Source organism: Vibrio sp. St2 (genome assembly GCF_947311885.1).
Lineage (GTDB): Bacteria > Pseudomonadota > Gammaproteobacteria > Enterobacterales > Vibrionaceae > Vibrio > Vibrio coralliilyticus.
This window is the reverse complement of record NZ_CAMZNA010000008.1, coordinates 141,368-159,229: the sequence shown is the minus strand read 5'-3', so window position 1 is coordinate 159,229 and position 17,862 is coordinate 141,368. Positions and strand designations below refer to the sequence as shown.

The window sequence follows — 17,862 nt, the reverse complement described above, 5'->3', positions numbered from 1 at the left end:
AAGTTATGAAAGGACTTCATCTTATAGTGCTCTCTCTGTCTGCGTTGTTTTTGACAGCTTGCGCATCCAATGAACCGAGTATCGATACCTCACTATATGAAGGTAAGCCAATCGACTCTCTGTCCTCCGATGAACCGCCCAAAACAGAACAAGAAGCGATTACACGAGGTGACACCGCGTTAAGTGCGGGAAATAGCGACTTAGCTCTCTACGAATATATTCGCTCTTTATCGTTTGAGAACGGCCAGTATAAAGACCGTTCTCTGTACAACATCGGTCGAATTCATCAGTCGAGAGGAAATTTGTCCTTGGCTGAGAAAGCCTACTTGTTAGCTGTTGAGCAAAACCCGAACAATATTGAGGTGTTGGAGCAGTTAGGAACGATCTACAGCAAAACGGGTGATTTAGATTTGGGTAAGAGCTATTTTCTTCGTTCAATTAATGCCGATCAGATTCGCTTCAAGAGCAACAAAACTCTCAATGAAAAGGACTTGGTGAAACCGCAGGAAGTAATCGAACTTAAAGTCGATCACTACTCACCTGAATATGCATATATGGGCCTTGGTGTGATTGCAGATTTGAATACAGATCATAAATTGGCACAAGCGTTTTATAAACAAGCCTTGAGCATAAAGCCGGATTCAATCAAGACCTTGATAAACGTAAGCTACTCCTTTTACATGTCGGGTGACTATCGCAAAGCGCAACGTTTCGTTTTACAAGCACTGAAAAAAGACCCGCAAAACGAAAAAGCACTGAATAATCTCGCGTTGATTTACTTGGGTAAAGGTGAGATTACTCGTGCGGTAAACGTGTTCTCTAAGCATATGGAAAAGCCAGAAGCCTTAAACAATGTCGGATATTTCTTGATCCTACAGGGTAAACCCGATCAGGCGATTCCGTACTTGCAACAAGCAATAGATACCAAAACCTCCTATTACAAAGTGGCGAATGAAAACCTTGAAAAAGCATTGGCTATGGTAAGGGAAGAGAAAGCTGCGGAAGTCGTTGCCGTAGCAGAATAATAAAAGGGAGAGCTTTAGTTTAGCTCTCCCTTTTGCTTAGTTTATTTTCTTGCCTTGTCGTTAAGCGAGGTACCCACCTGCAATACCCGCTGCCATAAAGAAGATGACCATCCAGACAATTGGCAGTTTCAGTTGCTTAAGCAGATAAAAACCAATCAGAACAAATGAAATATCAATTGGGCTCATGACCGCGCTGGTAAATACGGGCTGATAAAGTGCAGCTACCAGGAGGCCAACAACGGCTGCATTTACACCGTTTACAGCGCCCGATACCTTGGGCATCTTGGCTAAGGATTGCCAGTTTTTCAGTACACCTAAAAGAAGTAAGAAGCCTGGTAAAAAGACACCCAGAGTGGCAATCAATGCGCCTGCAATAGGAGCTTGTGGTAACAACTCATAACCAATGTAAGTAGCAAAGGTAAACATTGGTCCCGGTACTGCTTGAGCTGCAGCATACCCTGTGAGGAAAGCATCCTGACTGAGCTGGTCACCGACAATATTCTGTAGCAATGGTAGGACAACATGCCCCCCACCGAATACCAAACTGCCTGCTTGGAAGAAATCGCTGAATAGCTCTAGGGCAGGTAAGCTTTGAGCGACAAAAGGCAATCCAATAATCAGCACAACAAATAAAACAAGAGGGAACACCGATGGTTCAAAACGTGTCTGGGATCCTTGTTCTTGACTGCCCAAGTACTTCATACCGACAAGCGCTGCGATAACCAGAACCAACATTTGGGTAGCGATACCGGGGAAGACTAAAAGTGATATGGCGGTAATTAAGCACAGAGTGACCGATAGCCTCTCCTTACAGAAGTTCTTGTACATTCCCCATGTGGCATCTGCCACAACGACAACCGCTAAAAGCTTTAGACCATGGACGATATTTTGGAATAGGGAAGTCTCCGTTAGCTGACTACTGAGTACAGCGAGAGCCAGCATGATAAGGACCGATGGAAGAGTGAACCCTAAAAATGCCATGCAGGCGCCGGGTAATCCGCCGCGTTTGTAACCGAGAGCAAAGCCAACCTGACTGGAACCAGGTCCAGGCAGAAACTGACTCAGAGCGACAATTTGTGCGTACTCTTTATCGTCAAGCCATTTGAGATTTTCAACAAAGGTATTACGAAAGTATCCAATATGGGCTGCTGGGCCGCCGAAGCTTATCCAACCAAGCCAAAAAAAGGTTTTAAAAATAGACAACATCGTCTGGTTACTCTTAGAACAAATACTGCGCATACTGTAAGAAATGTACTAAAATGATTCCAATTAATAGTTTTAATATAATGTATGAATAATATGGGATTGTTGTGAAAGAGTTTAATTGGAAAGGCGTTGACCTCAATCTCTTGGTCGCCTTTCAGGCTTTATACGATACACAAAGCGTGAGCCTCGCGGCTCAGGAGTGTTATGTCAGCCAATCAGCTATGAGCCACACCCTACAACGTATGCGTACTTTGTTTGATGACCCTCTCTTCGAGCGTGTAGGCACACGTATGGAACCGACACAGCGCTCTCATGACATGGCTCCACTTGTTCATAATCTATTGGCGAGCGTTAAAAACGATTTATTGAGTAAGAAAGGTTTCGACCCCAAAAGCTATCGTGGTGTGTGGAAAATCGGTTTGACGGATTATGCTGAGCAGCTTTTTGCCCCGATATTATTTGATGCGATTAAGAACGAATCGCCTTACTCACAAATTAGCTTTTTTAACGTGAACCGAAGCAACTACCAATCGATAGCGGATAGTGAGCAGATCGATGCAATCATTGGTAGTATTGATGACCATAATCGTCGTTTCGTCTCTCAATATCTCTATTCTGAACAGCATTTGTGTTTGTTTGACCCACTTACCTTCGATCACCAGAACCCTATGACGCTGGAACAGTTTGTGTCTGTTGAGCATGCGTTAGTTAGCCCAGATGGCAGTCTGGAAACTCAGGTGGATAAAAAGCTGGCTAAAATGGGTCATGAGCGAAGAGTTGGTGTGGCCTCTCGAAATTTTTTGACCATTCGGAAGTTGTTGATTGGCCGGAAGATGGTTTGTATCGTCCCGAAAAGATTTGCGGAAATGGAAATGTATAACCACAGCTTAAAAGCGGTTGCCGCTCCCTTGGAGGTACCGGACTTCGACATTAAGTTGTTGTTTCTTAGTGCTAACCAGTATGAAGAAAAGAGTATCTGGTTACGCAATATCGTTACACGAGTTGTGAAGTAATTGTTCGGCGGAATCGAGTCTGCAGCCATCCGACTAGCTTCCAAATCACGATTGTCAAAATAAAGCTTAGGTATCCGTCGATTGCGTAATGCCACGCGAGGTGGACGGAGCCAATTTGTATGGCTAACGCATAGCTCCACATGACGACCCCTAGTTTTCTATTGTGTCGATAAGCGGCCAGCGCCATGGCGACAGCTATCGCTACATGCATGCTCGGCATCGCTGAGATACCTCCTCCAATCCCTGGCTCTTCGCTTATGTGCATTTGCCAGAGCGTATCCTGAACATTTAACGCCCATAAGCCGAACCAGCCATTCTGAATAAGTTGCTGATTCTGCACCTCAAGCCTTTGCATTAGTTGTTCATATTGAAGCGCTTGAGGATCTAGCAGGTGCAGGTAGCAAGGCCCTGCTGAAGATAGAAGGATGGCGCCAACTCCCCCAATAAGAAGCCAGCTGGTAAGAAAGGTGATAAGGAATTGGGTCCGTAGTTTGGTCAGGTCCCGTCGAACAATAAAAAATAGCACTGAGCCCCACATGAGTAGGAACCAAAGATGGTAAAGAAAATTAAGCAAGCTTGTTGCGAACGCGCTGCTGAAGAGGGAGTGCGTCAGCTCCCATGGTGAGTATCCTAGGTGAAGCCACTTGTCTAGGTCGTAGAACAGTACATCGTATTGAAATGGGTTGATTTCAGGAATCAGTGGCTTGAGAAATGTATAGCTGGAAAAAGTCAGGTTGAGCGCCAACACCAGAAGAATAAAACTGACCGCTTTAGATAGAGGCTGAAAGAACCCTTTTATCGCTTGAAAGAAATGAGCCAGTGGATGCGGTGTTTTGTGGTAAAGCAAATACAAAAAATAGCCGCTTGCCCAAACTAGAAACGAGACATAACAAACTTGAACTAATGTTGCGAGATAGATGAAAGGGTTGAAATCAAACTTAGTGTCGTTACCGAGAAGGAAAGACAGCGCATATAAGAGTAGCGTGGTTACAAACACATACCCATAAAGAAATCGGTCCTGATAAAGAGCCGTTTTTATATGTTGCCATTGCGAGGATTGCGAAGTCTGAATCAAAGGTTCCATTTAAAATGAAGGTCTTATTGTTCCTCATCTAAGTGTAGAGCAACTCTCCCTGAGTGGAATTAGATACCGATAGCGTGTCTATTTTTCGATATTGTGACTTACCACTAAGGGGCGCTTACCATCACAGGCGCCCTTCTCTAATTGATTAAGCGGGTTGGCGTCTTTCCAGCCCCAGCGATGATCTTCTCGACTTAGCTTACGATACTGGGTAGGTGTGACTTCCATACAACGACGGAAGGTGTCGTAAAAGCGGCTGATGGAGTTAAATCCTACCGTAAGGGAAATGTCGAGTATGGTTCGTTCCGTATCACTCAGCAGCGCACGGGCGTGATTAATTCGCATCGCAGTGATGTATTGCTTGATGGTCATTTGCATGGTGCGCTGAAAAATAGTCATGGCGTAATTGGCGTGCAACCCTGCATAGTCAGCGACCTTTTGTGCTGTGAGCGGAGTGTTGTGGTGGGTCGCAATGTACTCCAGCATCTGGCTGACATAAAACTGCGAGTGCTTTGAAGTATTGCTCTTCGCGGCCTTATCTGCGCGACCTGTTGAAAGCTGCTGCCAACCATCGAGACAGACGCGTTTGAGCATCAATCCAATTTCATCGGTGACTAACTGCTGGCGACTTTCCGACGGGTGTTGACTCTCTTCTGTCCAGCGAGCAATTTCAAATTCGCTGATTAAATTACAGGACGTGGATTGCAGTACAGCGCCATGGGTAAGTTGGCTCACCAGATCGCGGTTAAGCGGCCAAGACATAAAATGATGAATTGGAATATTGATGATGCCCATGTTGTGGCTTGCGCCAGGGTCAGTGAGACGGTGCGGCACCGAAGCCCAAAAGAGTCCAATACTGCCATTTTTGAGGTGAATTGGGCTGCCATTCATCATGTACTCTACGTCGTCACCAAACGGAATATTAACTTCGATTTGCCCATGCCAGTGGTAACCGGGCATAGCGTGTGGCGCACGCATCTCCACATCAATTTTTTCGTAAGAGGAATAGAGTGACAATGGGCTGACTGAGACACACTCTGAAGAATACTGCTCTTGAGCAGTCACAGAGAGTAGGTCGTTAGGCGAGGGCATGTCGGCTCCTTACGAAATGGTAGTTATAGGGTTGTAACAGACCTTTGTTTGGTAAAAAGAGAGATAGTTCAAAAGCTGAATAAGTCGCCCATTTTGTGGCTAAGAACGTAACACGGCTAACATTTTGCCGTTATTGACGGTGGTTTTTCGATTTAAATGCTCAATCAATCCCGAATATCTCTTAAAGACTCCTAAAAACACTTTTTCTGTTATATGAGGCATTAAATCTTAGTAAATGAGAGAGTGATGAGTTGAACCGAGACGACTTAATCATAATCAAGTCAGTAATGTTGATGCATGACCTAGACCTATCAATAAAGGATCACATGAGCATGAACAGTCCAAAAATTACGTTTATCGGTGCCGGCTCGACCATCTTTGTTAAAAACATTCTTGGTGATGTATTTCATAAGCCAGCGTTAAAAAGTGCGCATGTAGCGCTAATGGATATTGACGAGATTCGTCTTGAAGAGTCGCATCTTGTCGTCAGTAAGTTGATGAATTCTGCAGGCGCCACAGGCACCATTTCTTGCCACCTTGATCAGAAAGAAGCGTTGCAGGACGCGGACTTTGTTGTCATCGCATTTCAGATTGGGGGCTATGAGCCTTGCACCGTGACCGACTTCGAAGTGTGTAAGCGCCACGGGTTAGAGCAAACCATTGCTGATACCTTAGGCCCGGGCGGTATTATGCGTTCGTTACGCACCATTCCGCACCTGTGGAGTGTGTGTGAAGACATGAAACAAGTCTGCCCAGATGCCACCATGCTGAACTACGTGAACCCAATGGCGATGAATACTTGGGCCATGTACGAGAAGTACCCAGAGATCAAACAGGTTGGCTTGTGTCACTCTGTGCAGGGGACGGCGGAAGAGTTAGCACGCGATCTGGATTTGGATTATGCCGACTTGCGTTATACCTGTGCGGGCATCAACCACATGGCTTACTACCTAACTTTGGAGAAGAAGGACGAGCAAGGCAATTACGTTGATATTTATCCAGATTTGCTCGGTGCGTTTGAGCGTGGCGAGGCTCCTAAACCAGGTTTGCATCACGATGGCCGTTGTACCAATTTAGTTCGCTACGAGATGTTCAAGAAGCTGGGCTACTTTGTCACGGAATCTTCCGAACATTTTGCTGAATACACGCCTTACTTTATCAAGCCAAATCGACCGGATCTGATTGAGCGCTATAAAGTGCCAATTGATGAGTATCCAAAACGTTGTGTTGAACAGATTGCTGCATGGAAACAAGATTTAGAAGACTACAAGCTAGCTGACCAAATCACAGTGAAAGAGTCTCAGGAGTACGCCAGTACGATCATGAACTCGATCTGGACTGGTACGCCAAGTGTTATCTATGGCAACGTCAAGAATGAAGGCTTAATTGATAACCTACCCCAGGGCTGCTGCGTTGAAGTGGCTTGTCTGGTTGACGCCAATGGCATTCAGCCGACCAAAGCAGGGCGCTTGCCGAGCCATTTAGCGGCATTGATGCAGACTAACGTTAATGTTCAAACGCTGCTAACCGAGGCCATCTTGACAGAAAACCGTGAGCGTATTTATCACGCTGCGATGTTGGATCCACATACCGCGGCTGTTCTCGGTATCGATGAAATCTATGCGTTGGTGGATGACTTAATCGAAGCACATCAGGGATGGCTTCCTGAATGGGTTTATCAATAAAAACAATAATATCCCTTCCAATAACGTGAATCATATACGCTCCCAGTGATGGGAGCGTTAAGGAGCAAACATGAGTATTTCGATGAGCACCAAACTCAGCTATGGGTTTGGTGCCTACGGCAAGGATTTCGCCATCACAATCGTCTACATGTATCTGATGTTTTACTACACGGATGTGGTCGGTATTTCAGCGGGCATTGTTGGCACCATCTTTTTGGTGGCGCGGATCTGGGATGCAGTCAATGACCCACTCATGGGCTGGGTGGTAAACAATACCCGAACCCGTTGGGGGAAATTCAAACCCTGGATTCTGATTGGCACTCTAACGAATTCTGTCGTCTTGTATATGGTGTTCAGTGCCCACCTGATTGAAGGCCCATGGCTTATCGCCTACGCAGCCATTACCTACATTCTGTGGGGTATGACTTACACCCTGATGGATATCCCCTTCTGGTCTTTGGTACCAACATTGACGATCGATAAGCGAGAACGTGAAGAACTGGTCCCTTTCCCAAGGTTTTTTGCTAGCTTAGCGTGGACGGTGACTGCTGCGATTGCGATGCCATTCATTAACTATGTTGGTGGTGAAGACAACAAAGGCTTCGGTTTTCAGATGTTCACCCTGCTACTGATCGTTTGTTTCCTGATTTCCACCTTTGTCACTCTACGCAACGTAAAAGAGCGTTACTCAACTACCAAGCTCAATAAAACTCAGCCTGAAGAGAAGGTCTCACTGAAGAAAATGCTGTCGTTGATCTATAAGAACGATCAGCTTAGCAGCCTGCTGTGTATGGCTCTGTCTTACAACCTAGCGACCAACATTATTACCGCCTTTGCCGTGTACTACTTCACTTATGTCGTAGGGGATGAAAGCCTGTTTCCTTACTACATGGCGTACGCCAGCATCGCTAACCTCATCACGTTGGTTCTATTCCCTAAACTGGCTCAGTGGTTCTCTCGTCGAGTTCTTTGGGCCTGTGCGTCTGGCTTTCCGATTGTCGGCAGTGCAGTGTTGATCTACATCGGCATGAACGATACCCAAAGCGTGCTGCTGATCTCTACCGCAGGTGTGTTCCTGCAAATTGGTACCGCACTGTTCTGGGTGCTCAACGTGATTATGGTTGCCGATACGGTTGATTACGGTGAAGTGAAGCTTGGTGTGCGTTGTGAAAGCATTGCCTACTCAGTACAGACTCTGGTAGTAAAAGCGGGCTCAGCGTTTGCGGCTTTCTTTATCGGTATTGCCTTAACCGCTGTGCACTACGTGCCTAATGTAGAGCAAACGCCGGAAACCGTCTTTGGCATGCAGTGCATTATGATTGGTTTACCAAGTTTGTTCTTTGCTATCGCGCTGTTTATGTACTTCCGCTACTACAAACTTAATGGCGCGTATCATCAACAGATCCAGCAACAGTTGATGGAAAAATATGAGCTAGTCGACAACGATGAGCATAATGAAGGCATCGCCTCACCCGACAACCCTCAGCCTGCTCAGGCGTAATCTGTTCAGCCCTTTTATCCAAAGGGCTGCTTTTCTAATTTCTGAATATCCCCATGGAATAGGGAGCTAAATAAGATGAAACACTCATTGATTGCCAGCATGATCCTAGGATCTCTGCTGAGTGGAGCGGTGTCTGCTAACACTTTACCTGAGACAGCACTTGCAGCTGGAGAAAACCACAACGTTCTGGCTAACCCAGGGTTTGAAGACAGTGGCCTAGGTTGGCATTACTGGTTTGCCAATATCAAAGACGATAAAGCTTTTGAAGGCCAATATCGCGGCAGAATTGCCATTGGTGCCGGACACAGCATCAGCCAGATAGTCACTATACCTGAAACGGGCTTTTACCAGCTGTCGGTTCAAGCGATCAGCCCAGGCAAAGATGCTCGCGTTGAATTGACTAACCTTGGCGATGAAGCTTTTCTGAGTAAAAAACTCAAAAAGAGTCACGACTACAAGCACAATAAAATTAAACAGATTCCGTTGGAGAGGGGGGAGCAGATAAAGCTGCGCTTCACTGGGTCAGATGCGGGCAGCGTCAGTATTGATCAGGTTGAACTGGTAAAAAGCACTAAATCCAATTCGCCACACTTTAATCAAATCATAGGGTTCAAAGTTGCAGCACAATCCGGTGAGAGCATTATCGATAAAGAACGCAGAAACATCGAGTTTGAATTGCCGTATGCGAGCGATGTCTCTGAAGTAGCGATTGCTAAGCTGCATGTGTCTAAAGGCTCTCGAGCGTCAGTCGAGCAGGGGGAAATTCTCGATTTTAGTCAACCAGTTCACATCAAGCTTAAAGATGAAAAAGGGCGTGTTGAGAATTGGAAGGTGCGTGCTCGGGTTAAAGCGAAGCAAGTCACCGTTTCGTCTTCCAATGATAAATTGCAGGACTCGTTTGACTGGGCGATAGAGAAAACACGTCAGTTTGTGATGACGGGGCAGCACGACTTGATCAACCGTGATGAAAATAACAATGATGGTACAGGCAGCGCGGATTACTTACCTTCCTATTGGGCGGGTTACTTTGATCGTACGGCTTTCTACTCTCGGGACTTTCTTCACCAGTCGGCTGGCGCTAAGTTAGCGGGCTTAGATCGTGAAAACTTCTCTATGTTCAAAACCTTCGCTAAGCACTCTACTGAGTCGAGAAAGTGGTACACCCTGTGGGCGATCAACTTTGATGGCAGCCCGCACCTGATCGACTACGAAGACGACGACTGGTTTGTGCGTGAAGTCCCGGCGCAGTTTGAATTTCTTGAGAAGGCTTGGGAGCAATACCAATGGACGGGTGATAAGCGCTACATTGAAGACAAAGATCTGTGGCGTTTTTACACCAAAGTGATGACCGACTACATCGCATTGCATGACGATCAGGACCCAAACGGTATCGCTGAAGGTTATGGTGGTATCTTTGAAGGCTCGGCAACCTATAACGAACGGGGCGAATTCCCGATTGAAGCGGGTGACGGGATTGGCTCTCAATATCAAGCAACGGTGGCTTATGCGGCCATGCTTAACGCCAGAGAAGAGTACAGTGAATCTCGTCAATGGCAGCAAAAAGCCCAGCAACTGAAAGACTACTTTAATCAGGAGTGGAGTATTGCTGACCCAGAAAAGCCTTTGGATAACTACGTCAACATAGTGCAGAAGGATGGCTTGAGGCTGAACGACTTTGGTAAAGAAAACAGCTGGTTTATGCCGATGAAGCTGATCACCGAGCCGGGTGAGCGTAATGACCGATACCTAGACTTTATTTCACAAAGTCTCGGCGATGGCATTGGCTCGACGCCAGATGCTCCGAACAATATCGAGGCGTACAGCTACATCCCAGAGACCTATTTTCCATACAACCGCAATGAGGAAGCTTGGAAGTGGATGCAGTACATCATGGATATGAAAGACTTACCTCATGAGCGTCCGACACAAGGCACCAATGGCGATTATCCGGAGATCTCGTTTACCTTTATCGCCAATACCATTGAAGGGCTGATGGGGGTGAAACCAAACGCAGCAGACAGTCATCTGATCACGGCATCGCATCTGACAGCGGATATTGACTGGCTCGCGGTTGACTACTTACCAATGGGTGAGCATGAAGTCGCGCTGCGCCATGAGGGTACTGACCATTCGACATTAACCAATAACAACAATAAGCCGCTCACGTGGGAAGCGTGGTTCTATGGGGATTATCCAAAGCTGGTGGTCAATGGAAAGACCGTTGAAGCGAAACACAAAGTGGTTAATGGTCAGAAGGTGAGCTACGTACTGGTTAATGTGCTGGGGAAAGAGTCACATTCGGTGTCAAAAAGCCGCTAATTTACTTAAATTCTAATTGAAAGGGCGCGATTAAGCGCCCTTTGTTGTTTGTTACTTTTCCGAGGTAAAGAAATCGTTGTAAAGCATATATAGGTGAGCCGCACTCCAAGAGAAGTTGGGTGCACCTTGTTGAGCGCCGGTAAGCGGGTTGTAGTTTTCTCTGATTGGGCCGTCTTGAATCAAGCCGTCGGCATTGTCGAAGAAAGCCGTGGCCATCTCGACTGCATCGTCACGGTAACCGTATTTCTCCATTCCTTTAAGGCCAAAGTAGAATTGGTCGACCCACACACGTCCACGCCAGTAGATATCAGCCCCAAAGGCGGGGTTAGACAGCGCTGCGGTACCCAGAGGTACGTAAGTGTTGAACTCTTCGGTATCTTTCATCACTTTCACTACCGCATCGGCGTGTGCTTGAGTCGCCGCGCCATTGAACAGTGGTGACCAGCCCTCTGGCCCTTTGCCACGTTCAACGATCGGTTTGCCTGCACAACCATTGGCAAGTGGCTTATCTTCGATGCGAATGTCGTAGAAATAGCCACTTTCTTCATCGAACATGCAGGTATTGATGTAATCAGCCAAGTGTTCGGCTTTCTCGCGGAAAACTTTTCCTTCTTCTTGCTTGCCTATGATGTCCGCCATTTCAGCAAGGAACTGATTATCGCTGTACATATAGCTGGCTTGATCGACCGACTCTTGCAGTAATGAGTAACCTAGTAGGGTGCCATCTTGTGCTCGGTTCTGAGCGAATTGCACATCCCAGTCACTGCGTTTTCCACCCTTCTCGACATACTTGTCCAGTTGCTCTTTGTCGATAAAGCCAAATACTGCCGCATCATCGCGACCAGACTCCCATGACGCCGCGGTTTGGGCCGGGATTTCAATGTGGTCGTATTGGCCATTGGCAATGATTGCTTGATATTGGTCTAGCCCGGTAAAGGTTTGTTCTTTGTCACCACGAGTGACGGTAAATAGCATCTGACCGTCAGGGGTGTTATGGGCTTTGTCACGAGCAGCACCATACTCAGGCACACCGTTACCATTGTTGTCACGATTACGTAACCACCAGTTGTGGTAAGCGACCAATTTAGGGTACATCTCTTCTAACCACGCTTTATCACCGGTTGTTTTATACACTTCCATAACAGCCCACGCGGCTAAGCTCGGTTTAGTGTTGCGTTCATTCCAGTTTCCTCCATCGCCGCCACGCTCAGGACTTAAGTTGTAAGCCAGCAAGTCAGGTACATAACCTTCATCCCACGGGCGAACAGGATCATTGGCCTGAATCTGGTAGGCGAACATGGCGCGAATATTGTCTTTCGCCACTTCTGGGTTGAAATGTGCCATTGCGTAGGCTTGCTTCCATGTGTCCCAAGGCCAAGTTTGATTGCCCGAGAACCAACGAGCGGTCACCGATGGAGTGACAGAATCAAATTTCATCGCACCAGCCACACCACGCCAGTTTCCGTTCAACGTCTCCATCGCTTTGACTGCCACTCGCTCTTGTTCTGGAGTGGCATTCGGGTTGGTCAGCCCTTTCTCAAGGTAGTGCTCCCAGCGTTGAACGGACGCTTTTTGATACTTGTCTGGGTGGGTGAGTATGTCTTGTATTTTGCTCTGTTCAGCTTGGTTTTCTTTTGCTGTCAGCACATGAGTGTATGTGGTGTAGAGGGTTGTAGAGCCAGAAACATGCGCTTTGGAAACAAACTGATGGCCCTCGATTTCGGTCTTCATCGGGATGGATTTGTGGATCTGATATTCAGATTCGCCTGAAGTCAGCAATGTCCATGTTTCACGAACTTTACCAAACGTCACTTTGAGGCCGTCATCGGTAGCGACAATCTGACGGTCATAATCCGGATAAGCTTGATCGATGGTTTTATCGGATTGAGGCTTGCCTTCTTTAGCGTGGTATTTTTCCAGCAGTTCACCATCCCACACCAGATCAAGTGGCTGCTCTGAAGTGATCTTAGTTTCAAGCAGCGAAGTGCGGTTGCTAGCAAAGCGCAGCGTCATCTCGATTTGTACATCGTCAGAATACAGCTTTTGAACCAAGGCGCCGGGCAGGCTGTACGCTTCCATCTCAAAATTCACTTTCTGGCCATTTTTGTACACGGTTAAGCGGTCAAAGTTGTTGGCCATAAAGTTGATGTATTCTTCAGTCAGTAATGCGGTCCCCGGAAATCCACCCATACCGTCTTTAGTGTCTGGTAGCAGGTGACCATGCCACGCACCCAAATCGAAGAAAGGGTTAAAGCGCTGGTGGTCATCAAAATCATAATCACGCATATATTCTGGAGAACCAGTGCGATCAATGACGTTCTTGAACTCCATTGCCTGTGGCGTTGGTTCACTGGTGACTGAAGCGCAGCCAGAAATGGCCACAGCGGAACTTACAGCAAGGGCGATAAAAGTTTTACTAAGGGTCATGTCATTTTCCTTGGTCAAAGGTCTGAACGTTGATTGACAAGATTTTATCTGCCACAAATACAAGGGGTAACCGATCTTTAGTTAATGTGTGATCTTAATTTAGTAAAATTTTACTTGATGAGTGATTACATCGAACCTGTTAATGATGGGCAGAGAGAGCATTATCGAGCTGGGTGCAATTGATTGATTCATCTGCAAGATAAAGTGCGGGCAAGTATGTGCGAGTGCTTATACAGGGGCAGGGAAGGTAATGGGTCGTTATTGTGAAGCCTAGCGCTCTAAACACCAATGAAGCCAAAATAAAAAAGCACCTCGCGGTGCTTTTTAAAGATTGTTAGGGCTGCTCGGCTTGTTGCCATAATTGATTGAGCCAGGCTTCGCTGGTGATTTGAGTTTCTCCGCATTTGACCATATATGGCTTGCCGCTAAACCAACTTTTAGACGCCACCTCGCTAATAAACACCTGAATATCCGTAACATCATCTTTAGCGTAGTGCCATTTTTTACGAATATGTTCCGCAGCCTGCTGCTGATCGTATGATTCGCCGTTACGGATAAAGGTGCAAGGTGATTGCGCGATTTGCCCTATCAAAATGTCGACATCTTGCTCGACATTCGCCGCTGCGGGAAGAGCCAATATGCTCACGAGTAAGAGGAGGTATTTAAGCTTCATTGCAGCCTCTTTTACAAATTCCACCAAGGTTTGATTGGCAATGGCTGAGAAAGCTCGACCCGTTGACCAAACTCAGGGCTCACCATGGTCACACCACGCTCTTCACTGATCTCCATTGCTTGCTGCATTGGCTCATTCCAATCGTGCATGGCGAGGTCAAAGGTGCCGTTGTGAATTGGCATCATAACCTTACCTTGTAAGTCGATGTGTGCCTGAACGCTTTGTTCAGGGAACATATGGATGTCTGCCCACAGGGTGTTGTATGCCCCTGTCTCTATCATGGTGAAATCAAACGGACCATATTTATCGCCAATCTCTTTAAAGCCAGAGAAGTAGCCAGAATCACCACTAAAGAACACTTTATGTTGCTGTCCATTGATGACCCAACTGCCCCACAGGGTGCCGTCGCGATCGGTTAAGCCGCGGCCAGAGAAGTGTTGTGTTGGTGTCAGTACATATTCGACGCCATTGTGAACATGTGATTCCCACCAGTTAAGCTCAATGATCTTCTCTTCTGGGACATTCCACTCTCTCAATGTTTGACCAATTTTAAGTGGGACAAGAAATACGTCGACTTTGTCTGTCAGCGTTTTGATCGATGCTTTATCCAAGTGATCGTAATGGTCATGGCTGATCAAAACGGCATCAATGTTTGGTAGCTCTTGTAATGAAATCGGCGGTTGGTGAAAACGCTTTGGTCCTGCCCACTGCACGGGTGATGCGCGTTCACTAAACACAGGATCGGTCAGGATTAACTGTTGGTCGATCTTCATCGCAATACTGGAATGACCCAAACGATACAACACGTCTTGCTGTTCATTGGCTAACTGATCAGTGCTGATCGCGTGGACTGGCAGCTCAAAGGTTGGCGTTGGGTTCAGGCGCTCAGTGGTGAAATAAGCTTTCGTTATCTTAAGAATGTCACCAAATCCGCTTTTGTATTCTAGCTCCGTATTAGCAAATTTCTTGGGATATTGCTTACCAGAAGCCTTGTCAGAACTGGTACAAGAAATGATTGAGGTAGTCATAATTATCGCTCCTACAGTGGCTAACAATGCGCGTTTCATATGGTTTATCCTAAAGTAAACTATACGGTGTAGTTTACATGCTTTGCTTTTAAAGTAAACTGCTTGGTGTAAAATAGATCTCAGCGGAATGAAGTAGGATCGTTAACTCTATGAAAGTGAGAAAAAAAGGTCGTAGCGAAATTAAACGAGAAGCGATATTGGTTGCGGCAAAACAGGCTTTTCAGGAATTTGGCGTGCAAAATACCAGCATGGATAAGCTGTCTGCTATGGCAGAGGTCTCTAAGAGAACGGTTTACAATCATTTCGAATCGAAAGAAGCGATTGTCATGGAATTACTGTCAGAGCTGTGGCGAACTTCGATGGCAGATCATGAAGTCGCAGGTCTTGTAGAACTGGATTTAGAGCAGCAGCTCGTTGCTCTGCTTGAAAGTGAAATCAACGTGGTGACTGACCCTCACTATGTTGATTTGGCGAAAGTCGCTCTGGGCTATTTTTTCTATAAGCCTGATGAGCTTAAAGAGCAAGAAGAGAAAATGTCGAAGCAAGAGACTGCGTTGTTTCGTTGGCTGAATGAGCAGGCGGAGAAACAAACTCTTGCGATGGACGATATCGTTGTCGCGAGTACTCAACTGCATAGTTTGGTCAAAGGCAGTGCGTTTTGGCCTCAGGTTCTGGGTATGAAAGCGTCTCTGAGTAAGCAAGAGGCTAGGGTGCTAGCTGAGCAAACCGCAAGACTGTTTATGAGTCAGTATCGCGTTTAAATAAAATTAGAAAAGCCCTTACCATTTTAGGTAAGGGCTTTTTTGTGAGTCACGTTTAAGCCTAAGTATTAAGGCTGTTTAGCGGTTTCTAACTTGACCTCTTTGCTCGCTTGCTTTTTTTCAAAGCGAGAAATCCACCACCAAGCAATACCTGAGAATACCGCTGTCATAAATACGTTGATGAAGAAAGCACGAACCAAGTCAACGCCAGTCGGGAAGGCGGAAGCCGTCATACTGATTACAAAGATGGCAATCAGAATGGAAACCACACCCATACCAAACTTGCGGGAACCCATGCGGAAATCACGCGGTGTATCGTCGTGTTTCCAGCGGAAGATGAAGTAAGCCACCATGATAAAGATAGGCGGTAACATGGCGGTGCCCGCTGTCAGGTTGATGGCTTGATTCATCATGTCCTGAACGGACTCAGAGCCAAAACCGTTCACCACTAGCATCACGACAACGAAAGCAAACTGCCACCAAGCGGCACGAACAGGAACACCATGTTCATTCAGCTCGGTTGTTTTCTCACCGTATACGCCCTGCGGAATTTCAGAGAAGTGAATTTTTACTGGTGCCGCTGTCCACATCATCATTGAACCAAACATGGCAATGAACAGTACGATACCCACGAAGCGGCCAACCATGGTTTCGGAGATGTTGAAGTAGTTCGCCATACCGGTAAAGATTTCGACCATGCCGCCCGCATACGTGAGGTCTTCAAGAGGAACAAACACGTTAACCAATAGAGAGCCGACGGCGTACATGGCACCAATCAGCACACCGGCGATGATGATAACTCTGATAAAGGCTTTTTGACCGCCCTTGACATCTTTCAGGTACGCCGCTGCCGTTTCTGCACCGCCCGCCGCTTGGAAGATCCAACACATGATACCTATGGTTGCCCAGTTGATGGTCGGTGTCATGGCTTCCAGCGTTATTGGCTCTGCTGGTGTGTAATCGCCGCCGCCAAGCGCCATTAATGCACCCAGCACGTAAATACCAAACAAGGCAAATACCCCGTAAGCAACGATTTCTGAAATCTTGCCCAGCCAGCTCGCGCCTTTGGTGGAGATATGTGTCGCCGCTGCAAACAGGACGATAGAAATCAGCGATGTCACCATAGGTGAGAAGGTGTATTCATAGCCGAGCATCGCATACGATGCGTAGGCAATCACGTTGGGCAGTAAGGAGACGAACCAGAACAGGTTGACGAACCAGTAGAGGAACGAACCCAAATAGGCATTTTTGGTGCCCAAAGGTTGCTTGAGCCAGTCGTACATCCCCGACTCAGAGTTTTTGTTCGCCGAGACAAATTCCGCGATGATGAACACGAAAGGGATAAAGTAAATGATGGTCGCCAGCAAGAATACGGGGGCAGAACTTAACCCCAATTCAATGTTGTTGTTTACGATGTTACGGACGTTAAATACCGCCGCAAAGGTCATCGACAGCAAGGCAAATTTTCCAATTGTGCCGCGTAGAGATTCAGACATAATGTCCTCCAATGAATCACGTCAATTATACGCCCAATTGCTCGTGAGCGTGATAGTTGCTGTGGGCCAGATTCAGTGTCTGGCCCGATTATTATTCAGGGTTATTTGTTGAGGAAGTAGCCGTCCTCAACGGTGACTTTAAGTACCACTTTCCTCACGGCGTGATCGCCGTGAAAACGGTAAGCGTTGTGGTTATCGAAGATGGCGATTTGGCCTTCCACCAGCTCGCGGGTATCACCTTGGCCGGAAAAGAATTCTCGGTCGGTCTCATCGCGATAGTTGTCGACAAGCTCAAGCTGAGATTTTTCAGCAAATTCAACCGTCTCTTTTCCTTCTAGGTAGTAATGAATGTCGAAGTAGCGGCGATTGCCTTCAAAGGTGTCAGTGTGACGAGCCACTCCATCTTCAATCATGTAAACCAGAGAATCGCCAATTGAATGCATCACGCCGTCTTTGATGTTGGCGATGTTTTCAATCGCTTCAATACAGCGGTTCCATTTACGACCATCGCGGTAAACGACTTTGAATTGCGCTAAGTTTTCTAACACGATCATG

General features: G+C 46.7%; 14 protein-coding genes. 6 read left to right on the top strand and 8 right to left on the bottom strand.

Features of this window, described 5'->3' with window-relative positions; genetic code table 11:
* Positions 1-5: 5 nt before the first annotated feature.
* Positions 6-1,025: a tetratricopeptide repeat protein gene (locus tag QMA41_RS20130; protein WP_172849277.1), complete on the top strand. Its 1,020-nt coding sequence runs from the start codon at positions 6-8 to the stop codon at positions 1,023-1,025.
* A gap of 60 nt (positions 1,026-1,085) precedes the next feature.
* Here the strand turns inward: QMA41_RS20130 and chrA are convergent, their stop codons facing one another.
* Entirely contained in the window at positions 1,086-2,231 is a 1,146-nt protein-coding gene (gene chrA, locus QMA41_RS20125; protein ID WP_281630448.1) for a chromate efflux transporter, read from the bottom strand.
* A 104-nt stretch (positions 2,232-2,335) separates the two neighbouring features.
* On the opposite strand from chrA, the gene QMA41_RS20120 reads away from it, so the two are divergent.
* Positions 2,336-3,244, top strand: coding sequence for a LysR family transcriptional regulator (locus tag QMA41_RS20120; protein WP_281630447.1), 909 nt, complete (start codon positions 2,336-2,338; stop codon positions 3,242-3,244).
* On the opposite strand, the gene QMA41_RS20115 is transcribed toward QMA41_RS20120, so the two are convergent.
* Together QMA41_RS20115 and melR are read right to left on the bottom strand one after the other, a co-directional pair.
* On the bottom strand, positions 3,225-4,328 hold the full coding sequence (locus QMA41_RS20115) for a phosphatase PAP2 family protein (protein ID WP_281630446.1): 1,104 nt from the start codon (positions 4,326-4,328) through the stop codon (positions 3,225-3,227). The genes QMA41_RS20120 and QMA41_RS20115 overlap by 20 nt on opposite strands.
* A 78-nt stretch (positions 4,329-4,406) precedes the next feature.
* Positions 4,407-5,417 (bottom strand): transcriptional regulator MelR, encoded by a 1,011-nt coding sequence (melR, locus tag QMA41_RS20110; protein ID WP_281630445.1) that lies wholly within the window; start codon positions 5,415-5,417, stop codon positions 4,407-4,409.
* A gap of 332 nt (positions 5,418-5,749) precedes the next feature.
* On the opposite strand from melR, the gene QMA41_RS20105 reads away from it, so the two are divergent.
* The 3 genes from QMA41_RS20105 (at position 5,750) to QMA41_RS20095 (ending at position 10,922) form a co-directional block, all read left to right on the top strand.
* Positions 5,750-7,102, top strand: coding sequence for an alpha-glucosidase/alpha-galactosidase (locus QMA41_RS20105; RefSeq protein ID WP_281630444.1), 1,353 nt, complete (start codon positions 5,750-5,752; stop codon positions 7,100-7,102).
* A 70-nt stretch (positions 7,103-7,172) separates the two neighbouring features.
* Complete coding sequence (gene melB, locus QMA41_RS20100; RefSeq protein WP_281630443.1) at positions 7,173-8,603, top strand: melibiose:sodium transporter MelB; 1,431 nt, start codon at positions 7,173-7,175, stop codon at positions 8,601-8,603.
* 75 nt (positions 8,604-8,678) lie between these two features.
* A complete protein-coding gene (locus tag QMA41_RS20095) occupies positions 8,679-10,922 on the top strand; it encodes a hypothetical protein (RefSeq protein WP_281630442.1) in 2,244 nt (747 codons plus the stop codon).
* A gap of 51 nt (positions 10,923-10,973) precedes the next feature.
* On the opposite strand, the gene ygjK is transcribed toward QMA41_RS20095, so the two are convergent.
* The 3 genes from ygjK to QMA41_RS20080 form a co-directional block, all read right to left on the bottom strand.
* Positions 10,974-13,349: an alpha-glucosidase gene (gene ygjK, locus QMA41_RS20090; RefSeq protein WP_281630441.1), complete on the bottom strand. Its 2,376-nt coding sequence runs from the start codon at positions 13,347-13,349 to the stop codon at positions 10,974-10,976.
* A 334-nt stretch (positions 13,350-13,683) separates the two neighbouring features.
* The gene (locus QMA41_RS20085; RefSeq protein ID WP_045986151.1) at positions 13,684-14,022 is read right to left on the bottom strand and encodes a DUF5329 family protein; all 339 of its coding nucleotides are present in this window, start codon (positions 14,020-14,022) and stop codon (positions 13,684-13,686) included.
* Positions 14,023-14,033: 11 nt separating this feature from the next.
* On the bottom strand, positions 14,034-15,050 hold the full coding sequence (locus QMA41_RS20080) for an MBL fold metallo-hydrolase (protein ID WP_281630440.1): 1,017 nt from the start codon (positions 15,048-15,050) through the stop codon (positions 14,034-14,036).
* Between the two features lie 149 nt (positions 15,051-15,199).
* On the opposite strand from QMA41_RS20080, the gene QMA41_RS20075 reads away from it, so the two are divergent.
* Positions 15,200-15,811: a TetR/AcrR family transcriptional regulator gene (locus QMA41_RS20075; protein WP_038164891.1), complete on the top strand. Its 612-nt coding sequence runs from the start codon at positions 15,200-15,202 to the stop codon at positions 15,809-15,811.
* Between the two features lie 68 nt (positions 15,812-15,879).
* Here QMA41_RS20075 and QMA41_RS20070 read toward each other — a convergent pair whose 3' ends face one another.
* Positions 15,880-17,307, bottom strand: coding sequence for an amino acid permease (locus tag QMA41_RS20070; protein ID WP_281630439.1), 1,428 nt, complete (start codon positions 17,305-17,307; stop codon positions 15,880-15,882).
* A 101-nt stretch (positions 17,308-17,408) separates the two neighbouring features.
* The gene (locus tag QMA41_RS20065; RefSeq protein ID WP_281630438.1) at positions 17,409-17,861 is read right to left on the bottom strand and encodes a beta-galactosidase subunit beta; all 453 of its coding nucleotides are present in this window, start codon (positions 17,859-17,861) and stop codon (positions 17,409-17,411) included.
* Between the last annotated feature and the right edge of the window lies 1 nt (position 17,862).

Bases quoted from the DNA above. Each gene is read 5' to 3' on its own strand.
- QMA41_RS20085 (WP_045986151.1), bottom strand. From the start codon at position 14,022: ATGAAGCTTAAATACCTCCTCTTACTCGTGAGCATATTGGCTCTTCCC.
- ygjK (WP_281630441.1), bottom strand. From the start codon at position 13,349: ATGACCCTTAGTAAAACTTTTATCGCCCTTGCTGTAAGTTCCGCTGTG.
- chrA (WP_281630448.1), bottom strand. From the start codon at position 2,231: ATGTTGTCTATTTTTAAAACCTTTTTTTGGCTTGGTTGGATAAGCTTC.
- QMA41_RS20105 (WP_281630444.1), top strand. From the start codon at position 5,750: ATGAACAGTCCAAAAATTACGTTTATCGGTGCCGGCTCGACCATCTTT.
- QMA41_RS20065 (WP_281630438.1), bottom strand. From the start codon at position 17,861: ATGATCGTGTTAGAAAACTTAGCGCAATTCAAAGTCGTTTACCGCGAT.
- melB (WP_281630443.1), top strand. From the start codon at position 7,173: ATGAGTATTTCGATGAGCACCAAACTCAGCTATGGGTTTGGTGCCTAC.
- QMA41_RS20095 (WP_281630442.1), top strand. From the start codon at position 8,679: ATGAAACACTCATTGATTGCCAGCATGATCCTAGGATCTCTGCTGAGT.
- QMA41_RS20080 (WP_281630440.1), bottom strand. From the start codon at position 15,050: ATGACTACCTCAATCATTTCTTGTACCAGTTCTGACAAGGCTTCTGGT.
- QMA41_RS20115 (WP_281630446.1), bottom strand. From the start codon at position 4,328: ATGGAACCTTTGATTCAGACTTCGCAATCCTCGCAATGGCAACATATA.
- QMA41_RS20130 (WP_172849277.1), top strand. From the start codon at position 6: ATGAAAGGACTTCATCTTATAGTGCTCTCTCTGTCTGCGTTGTTTTTG.
- QMA41_RS20070 (WP_281630439.1), bottom strand. From the start codon at position 17,307: ATGTCTGAATCTCTACGCGGCACAATTGGAAAATTTGCCTTGCTGTCG.
- QMA41_RS20075 (WP_038164891.1), top strand. From the start codon at position 15,200: ATGAAAGTGAGAAAAAAAGGTCGTAGCGAAATTAAACGAGAAGCGATA.
- melR (WP_281630445.1), bottom strand. From the start codon at position 5,417: ATGCCCTCGCCTAACGACCTACTCTCTGTGACTGCTCAAGAGCAGTAT.